12 protein-coding genes and 1 riboswitch are annotated in these 14,692 nt (G+C 32.7%); of the genes, 11 read left to right on the plus strand and 1 reads right to left on the minus strand.

Translation table 11 applies throughout. The features are described 5' to 3' along the window. Positions 1-15 precede the first annotated feature (15 nt). Genes D1818_RS17180 through D1818_RS17190 form a run of 3 tightly spaced genes read left to right on the plus strand, consistent with a single transcriptional unit; the run spans position 16 to position 5,561 of the window. On the plus strand, positions 16-3,282 hold the full coding sequence (locus tag D1818_RS17180; protein WP_118460198.1) for a VCBS repeat-containing protein: 3,267 nt from the start codon (positions 16-18) through the stop codon (positions 3,280-3,282). Further along, the gene (locus D1818_RS17185; RefSeq protein ID WP_118463873.1) at positions 3,266-4,663 is read left to right on the plus strand and encodes a vanadium-dependent haloperoxidase; all 1,398 of its coding nucleotides are present in this window, start codon (positions 3,266-3,268) and stop codon (positions 4,661-4,663) included. The genes D1818_RS17180 and D1818_RS17185 overlap by 17 nt, the downstream gene beginning before the upstream one ends. A gap of 1 nt (position 4,664) precedes the next feature. Further along, the gene (locus tag D1818_RS17190) at positions 4,665-5,561 is read left to right on the plus strand and encodes a hypothetical protein (protein WP_118460199.1); all 897 of its coding nucleotides are present in this window, start codon (positions 4,665-4,667) and stop codon (positions 5,559-5,561) included. A gap of 25 nt (positions 5,562-5,586) precedes the next feature. On the opposite strand, the gene D1818_RS17195 is transcribed toward D1818_RS17190, so the two are convergent. Then, a complete protein-coding gene (locus D1818_RS17195; RefSeq protein WP_118460200.1) occupies positions 5,587-6,501 on the minus strand; it encodes a phosphatase PAP2 family protein in 915 nt (304 codons plus the stop codon). A gap of 132 nt (positions 6,502-6,633) precedes the next feature. Here D1818_RS17195 and D1818_RS25420 point away from each other — a divergent pair, with 132 nt between their 5' ends. The 8 genes from D1818_RS25420 (at position 6,634) to D1818_RS17230 (ending at position 14,691) form a co-directional block, all read left to right on the plus strand. After that, positions 6,634-6,774, plus strand: coding sequence for a hypothetical protein (locus D1818_RS25420; protein ID WP_158596914.1), 141 nt, complete (start codon positions 6,634-6,636; stop codon positions 6,772-6,774). 302 nt (positions 6,775-7,076) lie between these two features. Then, complete coding sequence (locus D1818_RS17200; protein WP_118463876.1) at positions 7,077-8,534, plus strand: cobyric acid synthase; 1,458 nt, start codon at positions 7,077-7,079, stop codon at positions 8,532-8,534. Beyond that, the gene (locus tag D1818_RS17205; protein ID WP_118460201.1) at positions 8,534-9,541 is read left to right on the plus strand and encodes a histidinol-phosphate transaminase; all 1,008 of its coding nucleotides are present in this window, start codon (positions 8,534-8,536) and stop codon (positions 9,539-9,541) included. The genes D1818_RS17200 and D1818_RS17205 overlap by 1 nt, the downstream gene beginning before the upstream one ends. Continuing rightward, entirely contained in the window at positions 9,538-10,473 is a 936-nt protein-coding gene (gene cbiB, locus D1818_RS17210; RefSeq protein ID WP_240338266.1) for an adenosylcobinamide-phosphate synthase CbiB, read from the plus strand. Before D1818_RS17205 ends, cbiB begins: the two co-directional genes overlap by 4 nt. Then, a complete protein-coding gene (locus tag D1818_RS17215) occupies positions 10,466-10,996 on the plus strand; it encodes an AAA family ATPase (protein WP_118460203.1) in 531 nt (176 codons plus the stop codon). Before cbiB ends, D1818_RS17215 begins: the two co-directional genes overlap by 8 nt. 16 nt (positions 10,997-11,012) lie before the next feature. Next, a riboswitch (cobalamin riboswitch) is annotated at positions 11,013-11,218 on the plus strand. 80 nt (positions 11,219-11,298) lie between these two features. After that, the gene (locus D1818_RS17220; protein WP_118460204.1) at positions 11,299-12,099 is read left to right on the plus strand and encodes a ferredoxin; all 801 of its coding nucleotides are present in this window, start codon (positions 11,299-11,301) and stop codon (positions 12,097-12,099) included. 2 nt (positions 12,100-12,101) lie between these two features. Further along, positions 12,102-13,643 (plus strand): uroporphyrinogen-III C-methyltransferase, encoded by a 1,542-nt coding sequence (gene cobA, locus D1818_RS17225; protein WP_118460205.1) that lies wholly within the window; start codon positions 12,102-12,104, stop codon positions 13,641-13,643. A 109-nt stretch (positions 13,644-13,752) separates the two neighbouring features. After that, complete coding sequence (locus D1818_RS17230; protein WP_118460206.1) at positions 13,753-14,691, plus strand: sirohydrochlorin chelatase; 939 nt, start codon at positions 13,753-13,755, stop codon at positions 14,689-14,691. Position 14,692: the final 1 nt, after the last annotated feature.

The raw sequence follows: 14,692 nt of genomic DNA on the forward strand, positions 1-14,692 counted from the left end.
ATAGATTTCATAAGAATGATCAAGAATTTAATCATATTAATATTGGGGCTGTTGCTTGTATCTGGGTGTAAAAAACAAAAAGTACACCAAGGAGAATTATTTGACAAAATAACTTCAGAGGTTACCAATGTGAAGTTTCAGAACACCCTAAATCCTACCGAAGAACTAAATATTCTTGATTATCTGTACTACTATAACGGAGCAGGGGTTGCAGTGGGAGATATTAATAAAGACGATTTAGTAGATGTGTTTTTCACCTCTAATCAAGGTGAAAATAAACTTTACCTAAATAAAGGAAACTTTCAATTCGAGGATATTACAGATAAAGCAGGAGTAAAAGGAAATGCTGATTGGAACACAGGAACAGTAATGACAGATATTAATGGCGATGGGTATCTAGATATTTATGTTTGTGCGGTTGTTGGGCTTCAGGGATTACAGGGAAGAAATGAATTATTTATAAATAACGGAGACAATACATTTACAGAGAAAGCGTCGGAGTATGGATTAGATTTTCAAAACTACACCACTTCAGCAGCATTCTTTGACTACGATAATGATGGCGATTTGGATATGTATTTATTAAATCACGCAATCCATACCCAGAACTCTTTTGGTAGAGCTGCACTCAGAAATAAAAGAAGCTCAGAAAGCGGAGATAAATTACTTCGTAATGATGGGGATGTATTTACAGATGTTAGTGCAGAAGCTGGCATTTTTGGTGGAGGAAACGGATATGGTCTTGGAATAGCAACAGCAGATTTTAATAATGATGGATATATAGATATTTATGTGAGTAATGATTTTCACGAAGATGATTATTATTATATCAATAATGGTGATGGCACTTTTAGTGAATCTCTAAAAGAGAGTTTTGGGCATACGAGCCGTTTCTCAATGGGTAATGATGTCTCTGATATTAATCACGATGGATATGCAGATATAATTACGTTGGATATGACTCCCGATGAAGAAACAGTTCTGAAGGCTTCTGCTGGAGATGAAACGGTAGATATGTTGCAAATGCGCATCAATCGATTAGGATACCATTATCAATATGCTCGTAATATGCTTCAGATCAATAAAGGAGGTTATTTTGCTGAAACTGCATTGCTAAGTGGTATATCGGCTACGGATTGGAGCTGGTCTGCCCTGTTTGCGGATTATGATCAAGATGGAGAACAAGATGTATTTATATCTAATGGAATTCCGAAACGCCCTAATGACCTAGACTATATTAAATATATTTCTAATGAAAAAATACAAGAAAAACTAAACACTAAAAAGTTAGTAGATAATGAGGCATTAAATATGATGCCTTCTGGCAAAGTGCAAAATTGTATTTTTAGAGGAGATAAAGAGATTAGCTTTATGGATAAATCTTCCAGCTGGCTCCCGATAGAAAATACAGCTTCTACAGGAAGTGCTTATGCCGATTTGGACAATGATGGAGATTTAGATATTATAACGAACAATATCAATGCGTCAGCTTCTTTTTATCAAAATAAAACAAATCAAAAAAGTAAGTTTTTAAAACTGAAATTTGATTTCAAAGACAAAAATAAACTAGGAATAGGAACCAAAGTAATATCGTACCATCAAGGAATTGCACAGTACAAGCAGTTATTTACTTCTAAGGGTTTCCAGTCTTCTTCAGAACCTATGATTCATTTTGGATACGATACGATATCAACTATAGATTCGCTAAAAATTATATGGCCCGATAATACAATTCAGGTTGCAGAAAATATAGCTACAAATCAAACATTAACAATTAAATTGTTACACAAAAGGAATACTGTGAATTATGAAGAACTATTTCCTAAAAATAAGGGCTGGTTTAAAAAAGTGGATTCTATTCCTGGATTACGGTATGTACATAAAGAAAATAATTACACAGATTTTAATCGTCAAAAGTTAATACCGTATAAAATTTCTGACAGAGGACCTGCTACGGCAATAGGGGATCTAAATGGAGATGGGAAAGATGATATTTTCTTTGGAAGTTCTAAACTTGAAGCATCTCAAATATATATCCAAACTGATTCGGGTTTTAAACAACTGGAATCTGATTTTCTTAATACCGATAAAAAGAAAGAAGACGTAGCTGCTATTATAGAAGATTTAGATAATGATGGTAAAAAAGACTTATTGATTGCATCTTCTGGAGGAGAGTTTTTTGGGACATCTAAGGAGTTGGTGGATAGATTGTATGTAAACTCAGAGGCAGGTTTATCTAAAAGCGTTTTTCCAGAATTATATGGACATGAATCAGTAATTAAACCCTTTGATGTAGACGCAGATGGAGATCTTGATCTTTTTGTGGGAAGCTATGCTGTTTCTAATGATTTTGGTAAAATTCCAAACTCGTATCTCTTAATAAATAATAATGGAAATTTCGCCATAAAAGAAAACCAAGAGATTCAACAAGTGGGCATGGTTACTGATGCTCTTTGGACCGATTTCGATAATGATAAAGTAAAAGATTTGATTGTAATAGGAGAATGGATGTCACCACATTTTTTTAAAAACAATAATGGAAATCTAGTTGATGTTACCGATAAAGTTTCTGAAATAGAATTAAAAGGTCTTTGGCAATCTATAGTAGATTTTGATATTGATAATGACGGTGATATTGATTATTTGTTAGGCAATTTTGGATTGAACTCTAAATTTACTGCTTCTTCGGATTTTCCTCTAAAAATGTACTATTCTGATTTTGATAACAATAATAAAACGGAAACAATTTTAGCATTACCTAAAAACGGAAAATACTATACTGCCTTGGGTTTAGATGAATTGTCAGGTCAGTTAAACTATCTAAAGAAAAAGTTTACATCATATAACAGTTTTGCAGGTAAGACTGTAGAAGAAGTTTTTGGAAAAAGTGAACTGCAGAAAGCGGAGCTGTTAGAAGTGCATCAATTAGCTTCTGGGTATTTGAAAAATGAAAAAGGAACATTCGTGTTTGTTCCTTTTGAAAACTCTCTCCAATTATCCCCAATTACTGCCATGTTAAAATATGATTTTAACAAAGACGGAAAAGAAGAAGTGTTTATGGCGGGGAACTATTTTGGAGTGATTCCTTATCATGGCAGATTTGATGGATTTGCTGGGGCGATGATGAAAGGATATACTTCGTTAATTGATGCCCAAGAGTTGCATATTAATTTGAGTCAGAAATCCGCTAGAGGGTTAAATATTATTAATTTTGTAAATAAGGATTATTTACTAATCACACTAAACAATGGAAAATCAGAGATTTATGAAATGCTTCAATAAATTAAACGAAATACCTTTCTTGGTTAAGAGTAAGAATATATTTTTATTCACTTTTTTGCTATTGTTTTTAAATGCTTGTCAAAAAGAAGCCAAAGAAATTGAAATTACTTCTGATGATTACCACCAAGCTGTGGATAAAATTACAGAGGTAATGGTACACGATATTTTTTCACCTCCTGTAGCTAGTAGAATATACAACTATGCTAATATTGCTGCATATGAAGTGATAAGACAAGAAGACGGGAACTATAAAACCTTATCAAATCAATTACACGGTCTAAAATCTATTCCTGCTGTTGATACAACCAAAAGCATTAACTATAAGCTTTCTGCATTAGTTGCATATCTGGAAGTGGGTAAATCATTGCTTTTTTCAGAAGATCGTGTAGAAGTATATCGTGACAGTATATATAATGCTTGGAAATTACAAAACGAAGTAACTTTTAATGACTCTAAAACTTATGGATTAACAGTCGCAGAGCATATAAAAAAATGGTATGCTACAGATAATTATGCGCAAACCAGAACAATGCCTAAGTTTTCTGTAAATACGGAAGATCCTTCTAGGTGGCAACCGACTCCACCAGATTATATGGATGGTATTGAGCCTCATTGGAAAGAAATTAGACCATCGATTATAGACTCTTCTTCACAGTTTAAACCTGCGAAATATCCTGATTTTTCATTAGAAAAAGATACACCATTTTATAAAGAATTAATGGAAACTTATGAAGTAGGCCAGAAAATTAAGGAAGAAGGAGAGGGTTCAGAAAAATTAGAAATTGCACAATTCTGGGATTGTAATCCATATGTTTCAACACATAAAGGGCATTTAATGTTTGCAACAAAAAAAATTACACCGGGTGCTCATTGGATTGGGATATGTAAAATAGCTAGTAAAAAAACCAATGCGGATTTTGCAAAAACAGTTTTTGCCTATACCAAAACCTCTATCGCAATAGCAGACGCATTTATAAGTTGTTGGGATGAGAAATACAGAAGCAATTTGATTCGTCCTGAAACCTTGATTAATCAACATATTGATGAAAATTGGACTCCAGTTTTACAGACGCCACCTTTTCCAGAATATACTAGCGGTCATTCGGTTGTTTCTGGGGCGGCTTCAACGGTGTTAACAACTATTTTTGGAGATAATTTTGCTTTTGATGATGATACAGAATTACAATATGGTCTTCCTGTTCGTTCTTTTAAGTCTTTTAATCAAGCGGCTGATGAAGCTGCGATCAGTAGGTTATATGGAGGAATTCATTATAGAGCGGCAATCGATTTAGGATTGGATCAGGGACGTGCATTAGGAAATTTTGTGGCTAATAAATTAGAAATGAACACATCAAATTCTAAAGTAGCAAGTTCTAATTAATATGAAGAAAATTGTAGTTTTAATCTTGGGGATGCTCTCCTGCTTGTCCATTTGGTATTTATTTATAAAAGAATATGATTATCAGATAACATTTAAGGTTAAAATGGCTCCTGGTAGTTTGTATTACGAATTATGTGAACTAAAATCTTGGGGAGATAGTAATAGTAAGATTGAAATATTAGATACAATATTATTTAAAAAAGTTATTCAAAAAGTAGGAAGTGAGAATACTGCTTTCGTTTTGGATTGGAATTTTAAAGTTGTTAATGACAGCGTCACAAAAGTTACTGTAGGCGTTGTTTCGGAACAAGAATCAATAAAAAATAGATTGCAAGTGCTTACAGGTTCTTCGGATTTTGTTGATACATATAAAAATCAAATAATTAAATTTAATAATAAGCTTATTGATTATACAAGTAGTTTTAAAGTTCATATACATGGAGAAAGTGAGATCCCTGAGGTAAAGTATGTAAGTGCTTTTATAAAAGCTAAACGATCAGAAAAAGCCAGTAAAATGATTATGGCTAACAGTGACCTTTTTCTAAGTATTCCCAGAAATAGTATAAAACAAAAAGGTCATCCTGTAATTAAAGTAAAACATTGGAATTTTAAATCTGATTCTATTCAGTTTGATTTTGGATTTCCAGTAAAAAGTAAAGATTCTATTGTCTCGAATTCAATCACTAACTATAACGAACAAGTCTCCCAAAAAGCTCTGAAGGCTACTTATTATGGTAATTATAAAAATAGTGACCAGGCTTGGTTTGCATTAATCGAATACGCTAGAATTAATGCTATCGAAATAGAAAAAAAACCATTCGAAATTTTTTATAATAATCCTATGCAAGGTGGTGATGAATTACAATGGAAAGCAGAAGTCTTTCTTCCAATAAAATAAAGATCTAATAAAATTATTCTTTCTGTTAAAATGTACCTACTACGCCTAGTTGACCTGCACCTAATTTAAGATCCCATTTTACTCTAAACTTTTTACTATCATAAACATACCTTTCTTTCTTATATAGATAGTTGTCTATACCATCGACAATAACCACACTTAATGCTACACCAAGAACTACATCGGTTAACCAATGAGCACCACTCCATAAACGAGAAATAGGGCTAATTAAGCCTACTGCATAAAGACCTCCTTTGATGTAAGGGCTGTCGAATTGTTTTGCTATTGCATAAGCTGTAGTAAATGACAGGATAGCATGTCCAGAAGGGAAAGAATGATAGTCAGCTTCACTAGCATTAAAACGGAAACTCCAATTACCTTCTCCGGCGGTAGGTCTTGCACGACCGGCTAGCGTTTTACTCACTGTTTGGATAATCCCTCCAGCAGTGGCAGAAGCAATAAGTAAAACTCCGGTTTTTCTTATTTTTTCATCTTTAGTAATAAGACCCAAAGCGTAAATACCTGTTGTCAATCCATAGTTAAAAAGAGGTTTTCCAAAGCGAAAACCACTTTCCTTAATTATTTGAGGAACCCCTTCACTTTGTTTAGTGAAATAATCATTTGCAGGTTCATCAGCGGCTAGTAATATTGCGCTCCCCGCAATAATCCCCCCAAATCTTGCCCAATCATCACCTTTCCATCTAAGAGGTTGGGTGTATGCATTTTTGACTCCACCCAAAGCAGAAACGCCATCATACTTTAGCATTTGCCATCGAGTCATTTCATATTGCGATTTTTCAGTTTTTTCTTCTGGGGTTGATTCTGATTTTTCTTCCTCTAATTTTTTTTCAGGCTGTTCTTCTGATTTTTCTTGCGAATAAGTAATAACAGAAAAAAGAAATAACAATAAAAAAACTGGTCGGATATTAAAATGTCTCATAAGCAGAATTTGTAAAGTAAAAATAACAACTTATTCGCAAACATAGGTTAAATATGTTGGCGCGATCTAAATAATGAGGTTTTATAGTTGTAGAAAACAAAAAACTGAACATCATCGATTCGAATTTTTGGAATGTTGTGCGAAACGTTAAAAACCATTGACGAAGAAGAATTATCCCAATTAATACGTCTACCTTTTAATTATATGCCAAAAGAAGAGCTGAAACAAATTTTCACAAAAGTAGAAGATGGATCTTTATTTATGGGGAGATAGAAGAAGCTCTTAAACGAGTTTTTAAAGAAAATGTAACAATATTAAACGAAACTAATTTTGGTAAAATGATTACATATGTCTTGAAAGCTCGAAAATAATAATAAAAAAACAAGAGTATTTAATATATAGTTAATAAAGCTTTTGATATAAAATAGGTAGAAGCTATAGTAAGAGAGTCCTGATTAATATTGAAACTTTTTTTAGATAAGATAACATAAAAGTTTAGTTGTAATAACTTTGTCATTAACCTCATATAAAATCTATATAATTCAATATTTTTGTACTTCGAAAAAATGGCAAATATGCAAAAAATACAACCTATAATGTTAGTCGGTACTGGCTCTGATGTAGGGAAAAGCTGGATAACGACAGGTATTTGCAGATGGCTTAAAAAGAAAGGATATAATCCTGCTCCTTTTAAAGCTCAAAACATGTCATTAAATAGTTTTTCTACACCGGATAATCTAGAGATTGGAAGAGCACAGGCGGTACAAGCAGAGGCTTGTGGTATTCCACCAACAGTAGAAATGAATCCTATTCTGTTAAAACCTTCATCAGTAAATAAATCACAAATTGTTTTACACGGAAAACCAATTGGTGACCAAACAGCTAAAGAATATTTTTTAGTAGATAATAAAAAACAGTTGTTTGAAGAAGCTAAAAAATCATTTAGACAATTGGCTTCAAAACACAATCCTATTGTAATGGAAGGTGCAGGAAGTATTAGCGAACTTAATTTAAAACATAGAGATATTGTAAACATGCGAATGGCAGCTGCTGCCAATGCATGTGTTTATTTAGTAGCGGATATTGATAAAGGTGGAGTATTTGGAAGTGTATATGGAACTATTGAATTGCTAGAGGATTGGGAGCGTGAATTGATTAAAGGAATCATCATTAATAAGTTTAGAGGAGATCCAACTTTATTCATTGATGGGAAAAAGAAATTAGAAGAACTTACGGGTATTCCAGTTTTAGGCGTTTTACCTTATGCTAAAGATATTATTATTGAAGAAGAAGACTCCGTAGCATTGAATCGCAGAAATACAACTGCTTCAAATAATAAATTAAATATTGCTGTTGTCAAACTTCATTATATGTCTAATTATACAGACTTTCAGGTTTTAGAGCAAGAATCATTAATCAATCTATATTTTACAAGAGATATAGAAGAGCTAAATAAAGCAGATGTAATTATCATTCCAGGCACCAAAAATACTATTGAAGATTTAGTAGCTTTGAAAAAAGATGGTTTAGATACTGTTATCAAAAAACAATACAAAGACATTCCAATTTTAGGGATTTGTGGTGGATATCAAATGCTAGGCAAGGTGGTCAAAGATCCTTTTTCAATAGAGAGTATGATCAATTCAGAAGTAGGTTTAGGGTTGTTTGATATCGAAACAACACTTTCAAAAACGAAACAAACAGTACAACGTAACTTTTGGTTTAAAGATTTGGCAATACCTTGTGAAGGGTATGAAATTCATATGGGAGAAACTATAGTGCCAAAAACGAGAGGTTTAAACCTTGTTGATGGTGAGGAAGAAGGTTATTTCGATGGGAATAAAAGTTGGGGGACGTACTTTCATGGGATATTTGATAATCAAGAAGTAGTTACAGAATTATTACGCTTAAAGTATCCGGATGCCACGGCAAAAGACTATAAAGCGTTTAAAGCAGTACAATTTGATAAATTAGCAGATTGGATAGATGAAAACTTAGAAATGTCAACCATCTTAAAAAATAGCCTGCAATAATGTTAGACGGACATGGGGATGACCTTCATTTAATTGAAGAAAAAATCAGGTATAACTTTAGTTCAAATGTGTATTATAAAGGATGTCCTAAAACATTACTTACTCATATTTCAAAGAATGTCTCTCTAATTCAAAATTATCCTTCACCTGCTGCAAGTGAGTTAAATGAATTGGCAGCGCATAAATTTCAACTCGATAGAGAACAGTTCTTATTTACTAATGGCGCCACAGAAGCTTTTTATCTTATTGCCCAATTATTTTCTAATAAAAAAGCAGCTATAGTAGCTCCCACTTTTTCAGAATATGAAGATGCTTGTAAAATTTTTCAGTTAGATTACTTATTGATTTCTAGAACCGAAATAAAAGATACTAATGCCGATTTAGTGTTTATTTGTAATCCAAATAATCCAAATGGAGCTATTTTCTCTAAAAATGATTTAGAACTTCTTTTTCAACAAAAGCCAGCAACTATTTTTGTCATTGATGAAGCGTATATCGAGTTTACTAATAGTATTGAATCTATCATTTCATTGACAAAAAAATACGATAACTTAATAGTGGTTCGTTCATTAACCAAAACATTTACAATTCCGGGATTGCGTTTGGGATATATCGTTTCAAACAACTTAATCATTAAAGAACTCTTAACTTTAAAAATGCCTTGGAGTGTTAATTCATTAGCGATAAAAGCAGGTGAATATATTTTCAAAAATTATGAAGCATTTCAATTTGACGCGGCTGAATTAATGGAAGAAACAGTCATTTTTAAAGAACAACTTGAGCAATTGAAAGGTGTAAAAGTCTATAAAAGTAATACCTCTTACTTCTTAGTTGAATTATTACAGAAATCTGCTAAAGAGTTAAAAGAATATTTAATTGTAAAACATCAAATCCTTATTAGAGATGCGACAAATTTTAAAGGATTAAAAGGTGAATATATTAGACTTTCTACTCAAAGTAAAGAAGCTAATAATGCATTAATTCAAGCTATAAAGGAATGGATGTGAACCAAATTTGTATAGTTGTTTTTGCTTTTGGTTTGGACTTGCTTCTGGGAGATCCTAGAAAATTACCACATCTTATTGTTGGTTATGGAAAGAGTATTGCTTTTGGAGAAAAATGGTTGAATAGAGGATCTTATAAATTCTTAAAAGGTGTATTGTTAACAAGTGTATTAGTCGGGATTTCTTTTACTATTCCTTTTCTAATTATTAGATCATTAAATGTCTATGATTTTGAAATTTTAGCACTTGTATTTTCAATATTGATGTTGTTTTATTGTTTGGCGAATAAAACATTGATAAAAGAAGGGTTTACGGTATTTAATATCCTAAAAGATGAAGGATTAGAAGCGGGACGTAAACGTCTGTCTTGGATTGTAGGACGAGAAACTAATAATTTAAGTGAACGGCAAATTAGAGTTGCTACTTTCGAAACCATGTCAGAAAATTTAAGTGATGGTGTTATTGCGCCTTTATTCTATTTTTTGATTTTAGGAGTTCCAGGAGCAATGGGGTATAAGATGATCAACACTTTAGATTCTATGATTGGATATAAAAACGATCGTTATATACAGTTTGGTAAATTTGCCGCAAAATTAGATGATGTTGTTAATTATATTCCTGCTCGAATTACTGCACTACTAATATTAGTTGTGAGGTTTAAATTAAGCGGACTTTCTTTTCTGTTTAGAGAAGGAAAAAAGCATAGTAGTCCTAATGCTGGCTATCCAGAAGCTGCTCTGGCATATGTGTTAAACTGCCAATTCGGAGGGCCAAATTATTATCACGGAAAATTGGTTAAGAAACCTTTTATAGGCACTAATAATCGTGAAATTAAACACGAAGAAATTAAAACAGTAAGCCAAATTAATTATGCGGTAAGTATTGTTTTTTGTCTCTTAATTATTGGAGTTTTAGTATTATTTCGATATGCATAGTTTTCAAAAAAAACACATTATTACGGGCGCTCCAGGTACTGGGAAAACGACATTGATAAATATTCTAAAGAAAACCATACCTTGTATGGATGAGGTCGCTAGAAAAGTAATTATTGATGAGCAAAAAAACGATAAAAATGGTATGCCTTGGGGAGATATTGATCGATTTACGGATCTTGTATTTAGACATACAAATCAAGAACTATTGAATACTGATACGTTAATTTGCGATAGATCTTTGTTAGATTTGGAAGCTTATTTAATGTTGGAAAACAAAGCTATCCCAAAGTACTTAATTAGTTTTCCTTATCAAGAAACGTATCATAAAATTGTTTTTTTTGCACCAACTTGGTTTGAGATCTATTGTAAAGATGGACAACGATTACAGGATTTTGAATATTGTTTGAGATTAGAAAAATCCCTTTTAGAACAGTATAAAAACAAAGGATTCGAAATTATAATATTGCCTAAATATTCCCCTCTGAAAAGAACAAAATTCATTTTAGAAACTATTTACTCTTAAATCAAAAATTAACGATACATTTGTGTTGCTTTTTGGTTTCTTGTTCTTTTAGATTTAAGAATATAGAATTAAAAGGGAATTTGGTGAGAATCCAAAACTGTTCCCGCAGCTGTAAGCTCTACAAAAAGCTTTTAACATATATGTCACTGTCCACTACAAGCGGATGGGAAGGCGTTAAAAGTAGAGTGAGTCAGAATACCTGCCTAAAGCAAAACATAATTTAAACTTTCGGGATAAAAGTTAAAGTGTTCGACTGCCTATTTTTTAGGCTTCCTACTCTAGCTATCCCATAATTTAAAAAAATGGGTAAAAACATAGCAAATACAACAAATACTTTCTTCTTTTGTGATGGAGGATCTTGTCAAAAAGCAGGTTCAGAGGAAGTAATTAGAGCAGCAAGAGCTTATTTACGTAATAACGAACTTTGGGATACTACCCATACTATTAAAACTAGATGTAATGGAAGATGTGAAGATGCCCCTACTTGCATTGTACATCCAGGTGAATGTTGGTACAAAGAACTAACACCAGAAAAAATAATTCCTATTGTAAAAAGACATCTCAATAATGAAAACCCTATCGAAACTGAGCTATTGTACCAAAAAGGATGGGAACAACAATTTTCTAACAAAGAAAGAACTCCCATAAAACCAAAACCTTTTGAATTAAAAGATGACGCAGAGTTGGGAGAATGTTATATCACCAAAGGATTTAGTTCTGACCAATATTTATACCCGTTATTTTTATATCTGGTAGAAAACCCAAAAGGAGTGCTGCTTTATATGGCTGATAGAAGTCCCATTTCGTTTGAAGAAATAGATACGATAGTATATACAAAGGCATACACACTTGAACTACATACCAAAACAGAAAGTATTGGATTAACGATTGCAGCAGTTCCTAAAGAAAATATGGAATTGCAAAAATCAAAAATTTCTAGTACAGAATATTTTCATCAGAAAGGAACAGAACAAACAGGTATTCGTTTCAAAAATAAATTTGGAGAAGTTTTAGGGAAAATTGAATTTGATTCTGCCGAGAGCAAAGCTTGGGAGTATTGTAAAAAAATTCAATTACAAAATACAAGCTTAGTTTTAGTGTAGTTATGAATACTCATATCTCTATATTAGGCTTAGGTTGGTTGGGGTTGCCGCTTGCGTTGCAACTTCAAAAAAGTGGGTATTCAATTAATGGAAGCACAGCTGAATTGGCTGCGTTAAAATCATTATGTAAGTATTCATTTCCCACAAGCAGAATAAAAATTGAATCCGATAGAATTATTGGAGATTGGGAGTCTTTTATAGATGAAACATCGACGCTTATTATCAATTTTCCTCCAAAACGTATTGATAACATAGAAGTCGTACATCCACTTCAGATCGAACAGATTATAAAACATACACCTAGATCCACAAAGGTTATTTTTGTAAGCTCTACATCAGTATACCAAGATAGTAATAATCTCATCAATGAAACTGAAGATTGCATTCCAGAAAAAGCATCAGGAAGAGCTTTACTAAAAGCAGAACAATTATTGCACCAACATTTTGGGGATAATCTAACTATTTTGAGATTAGCAGGACTAATTGGACCGCAACGTAATCCAGGAAGATTGTTAGCAGATAAGAAACAATTAAAAAATCCTAATGTCCCAGTAAATCTTATTCATCAAAAAGATGCTATAGGACTAGTCGAAGCAATTTTAGAACAAAATTGTTTTGGCGAAATTATTAATGGTTGTGCAGATATGCACCCAAAACGGAAAGATTTTTATGAAAATGCGGCTCTCAAATTAAACTTGCCAGCACCTATTTTTGTAACAACGACAAAAGAAAACTTTAAAATAATAGATAATTCAAAATCAAAGGCACTACTTAATTTTGAATATCAATTTTCAAATCCCGAGTGGATTTTTAGAAAAGAATATTTGCCTGAAATTAATATTATAGGAGCTGGGCCTGGGAATAAAAATTTATTAACCTTAAAAGCTCTTGAAGCCATTGAAAAGGCCGAGGTTATTTTACATGATAATTTGATTTCTGATGAAATACTAGATGTCAATACCCATGCTAAACGCATTTATGTAGGTCGGAAATTCGGTGATTCAGAAAACCAAGAAACTAGACAAAATAAGATCAATACGTTGATGAAAAATCATTGTGAGCGTGGAGATAAAGTAGTTAGATTAAAATCTGGAGACCCATATGTGTATGGTAGAGCAGCAGAAGAAGCCCGTTTTTTGAAGAAACACAAACTACCTTTTACAGTTATACCGGGAATTTCTGCAGCCTTAGCAGCAGCTAATATTTGTAATATTCCTATTACTGAACGCAACCAATCGAATGCTATGTTAATATGCACTGCACATACAGCTGATTATTCGTTTGAGCAACTAAATGGAATTGCGCATATGCTAAAAGCAGGGAATACGATTTCTATTTACATGGGGCTAAAAAACTTGCATAGAATTGTTCCTAAATTATTAGAAGTATGTAAAGATGATAGGATTCCTGTAAACGCTATCTCAAGTGTCTCGAGAAAACAGCAAGCCATCGTTACTGGGAACTTAGGAAATATAGAAGAAAAAATAACGAATGCTACGATACAAATGCCGGTAGTTTTTATTATTGGCGCAACACCTATTTAATCTAAAAACTAATAGTAAATGAAACATCTAAGTTTAATTTCTAAAACACATAGCAGCACGTGTTGTTGGATGTTACATATGACTGATAAAAAACAATAAAAACGAATAGATGAAAGAAGGAATTTTATTGTGTGGACATGGTACACGAAGAGAAGCTGGTGTAAAATCATTTAAACGATTGGTGGCTATTCTCAAAGAGCGTTATCAAGATGCATATGAAGTAGATTATGGTTTTTTAGAATTTAATCATCCTACCTATGAAGCTGCGGTAGAACGCATGTATGCAAATGGTATTCGTAAAATTTATGCCTTACCGGTTATTTTATTTGCAGGCTCTCATGCCAAAAATGACATTCCTTACGAATTAAATACGCTACAAACATATCACGATGATTTAACCATTTCTATGGGAAAACATATTGGTGTGAGTTCTTTTTTACTGGATTTGTCATTAAAACGTATTGAGGAAACAGAAAAAAACCTACCTAAGATAGATAGAAAAGATACCTGTTTGGTAGTAGTTGGTAGAGGAACTACAGACCCTGATGCTAACAGTGATGTTGCTAAATTAACCAGTATGCTTTGGGATGGAATGGGATTTGGCTTTGCTACCACAGCGTATAGCGGAACAGCATATCCTAAAATTGATGAAGGTTTGCAGTTAGTAGAAAAGCTAGGTTTTAAACGTACCATTGTCATTCCTTTCTTCTTTTTTACGGGTGTTTTATTAGAAAGAATTTATAAAAGTGTTTCCGAAATGAATACCAATTCTGATTTGGAATATGTGTATACAGATCCATTTGGTGCGGATGAATTGATTTTACAAGCCTTTGATGAGCGTTTACATGAAGCTAAAAATGGAATTGCCAATATGAATTGTCAACTGTGTAAGTACAGAAAACAAGTGATTGGTTTTGAAGAATTTCAAGGGAAAGAACAAATGGGACATCACCTAAATGTAAAAGGAATTTTGTTTGAGGAAGATGAAAAACCTAATGAAAAACAAAACAGTTTGGGGAATAAGGTTAAAAAGATGTTAGGTATATGAC

This window comes from Aquimarina sp. BL5 (assembly GCF_003443675.1).
Taxonomy (GTDB): domain Bacteria; phylum Bacteroidota; class Bacteroidia; order Flavobacteriales; family Flavobacteriaceae; genus Aquimarina.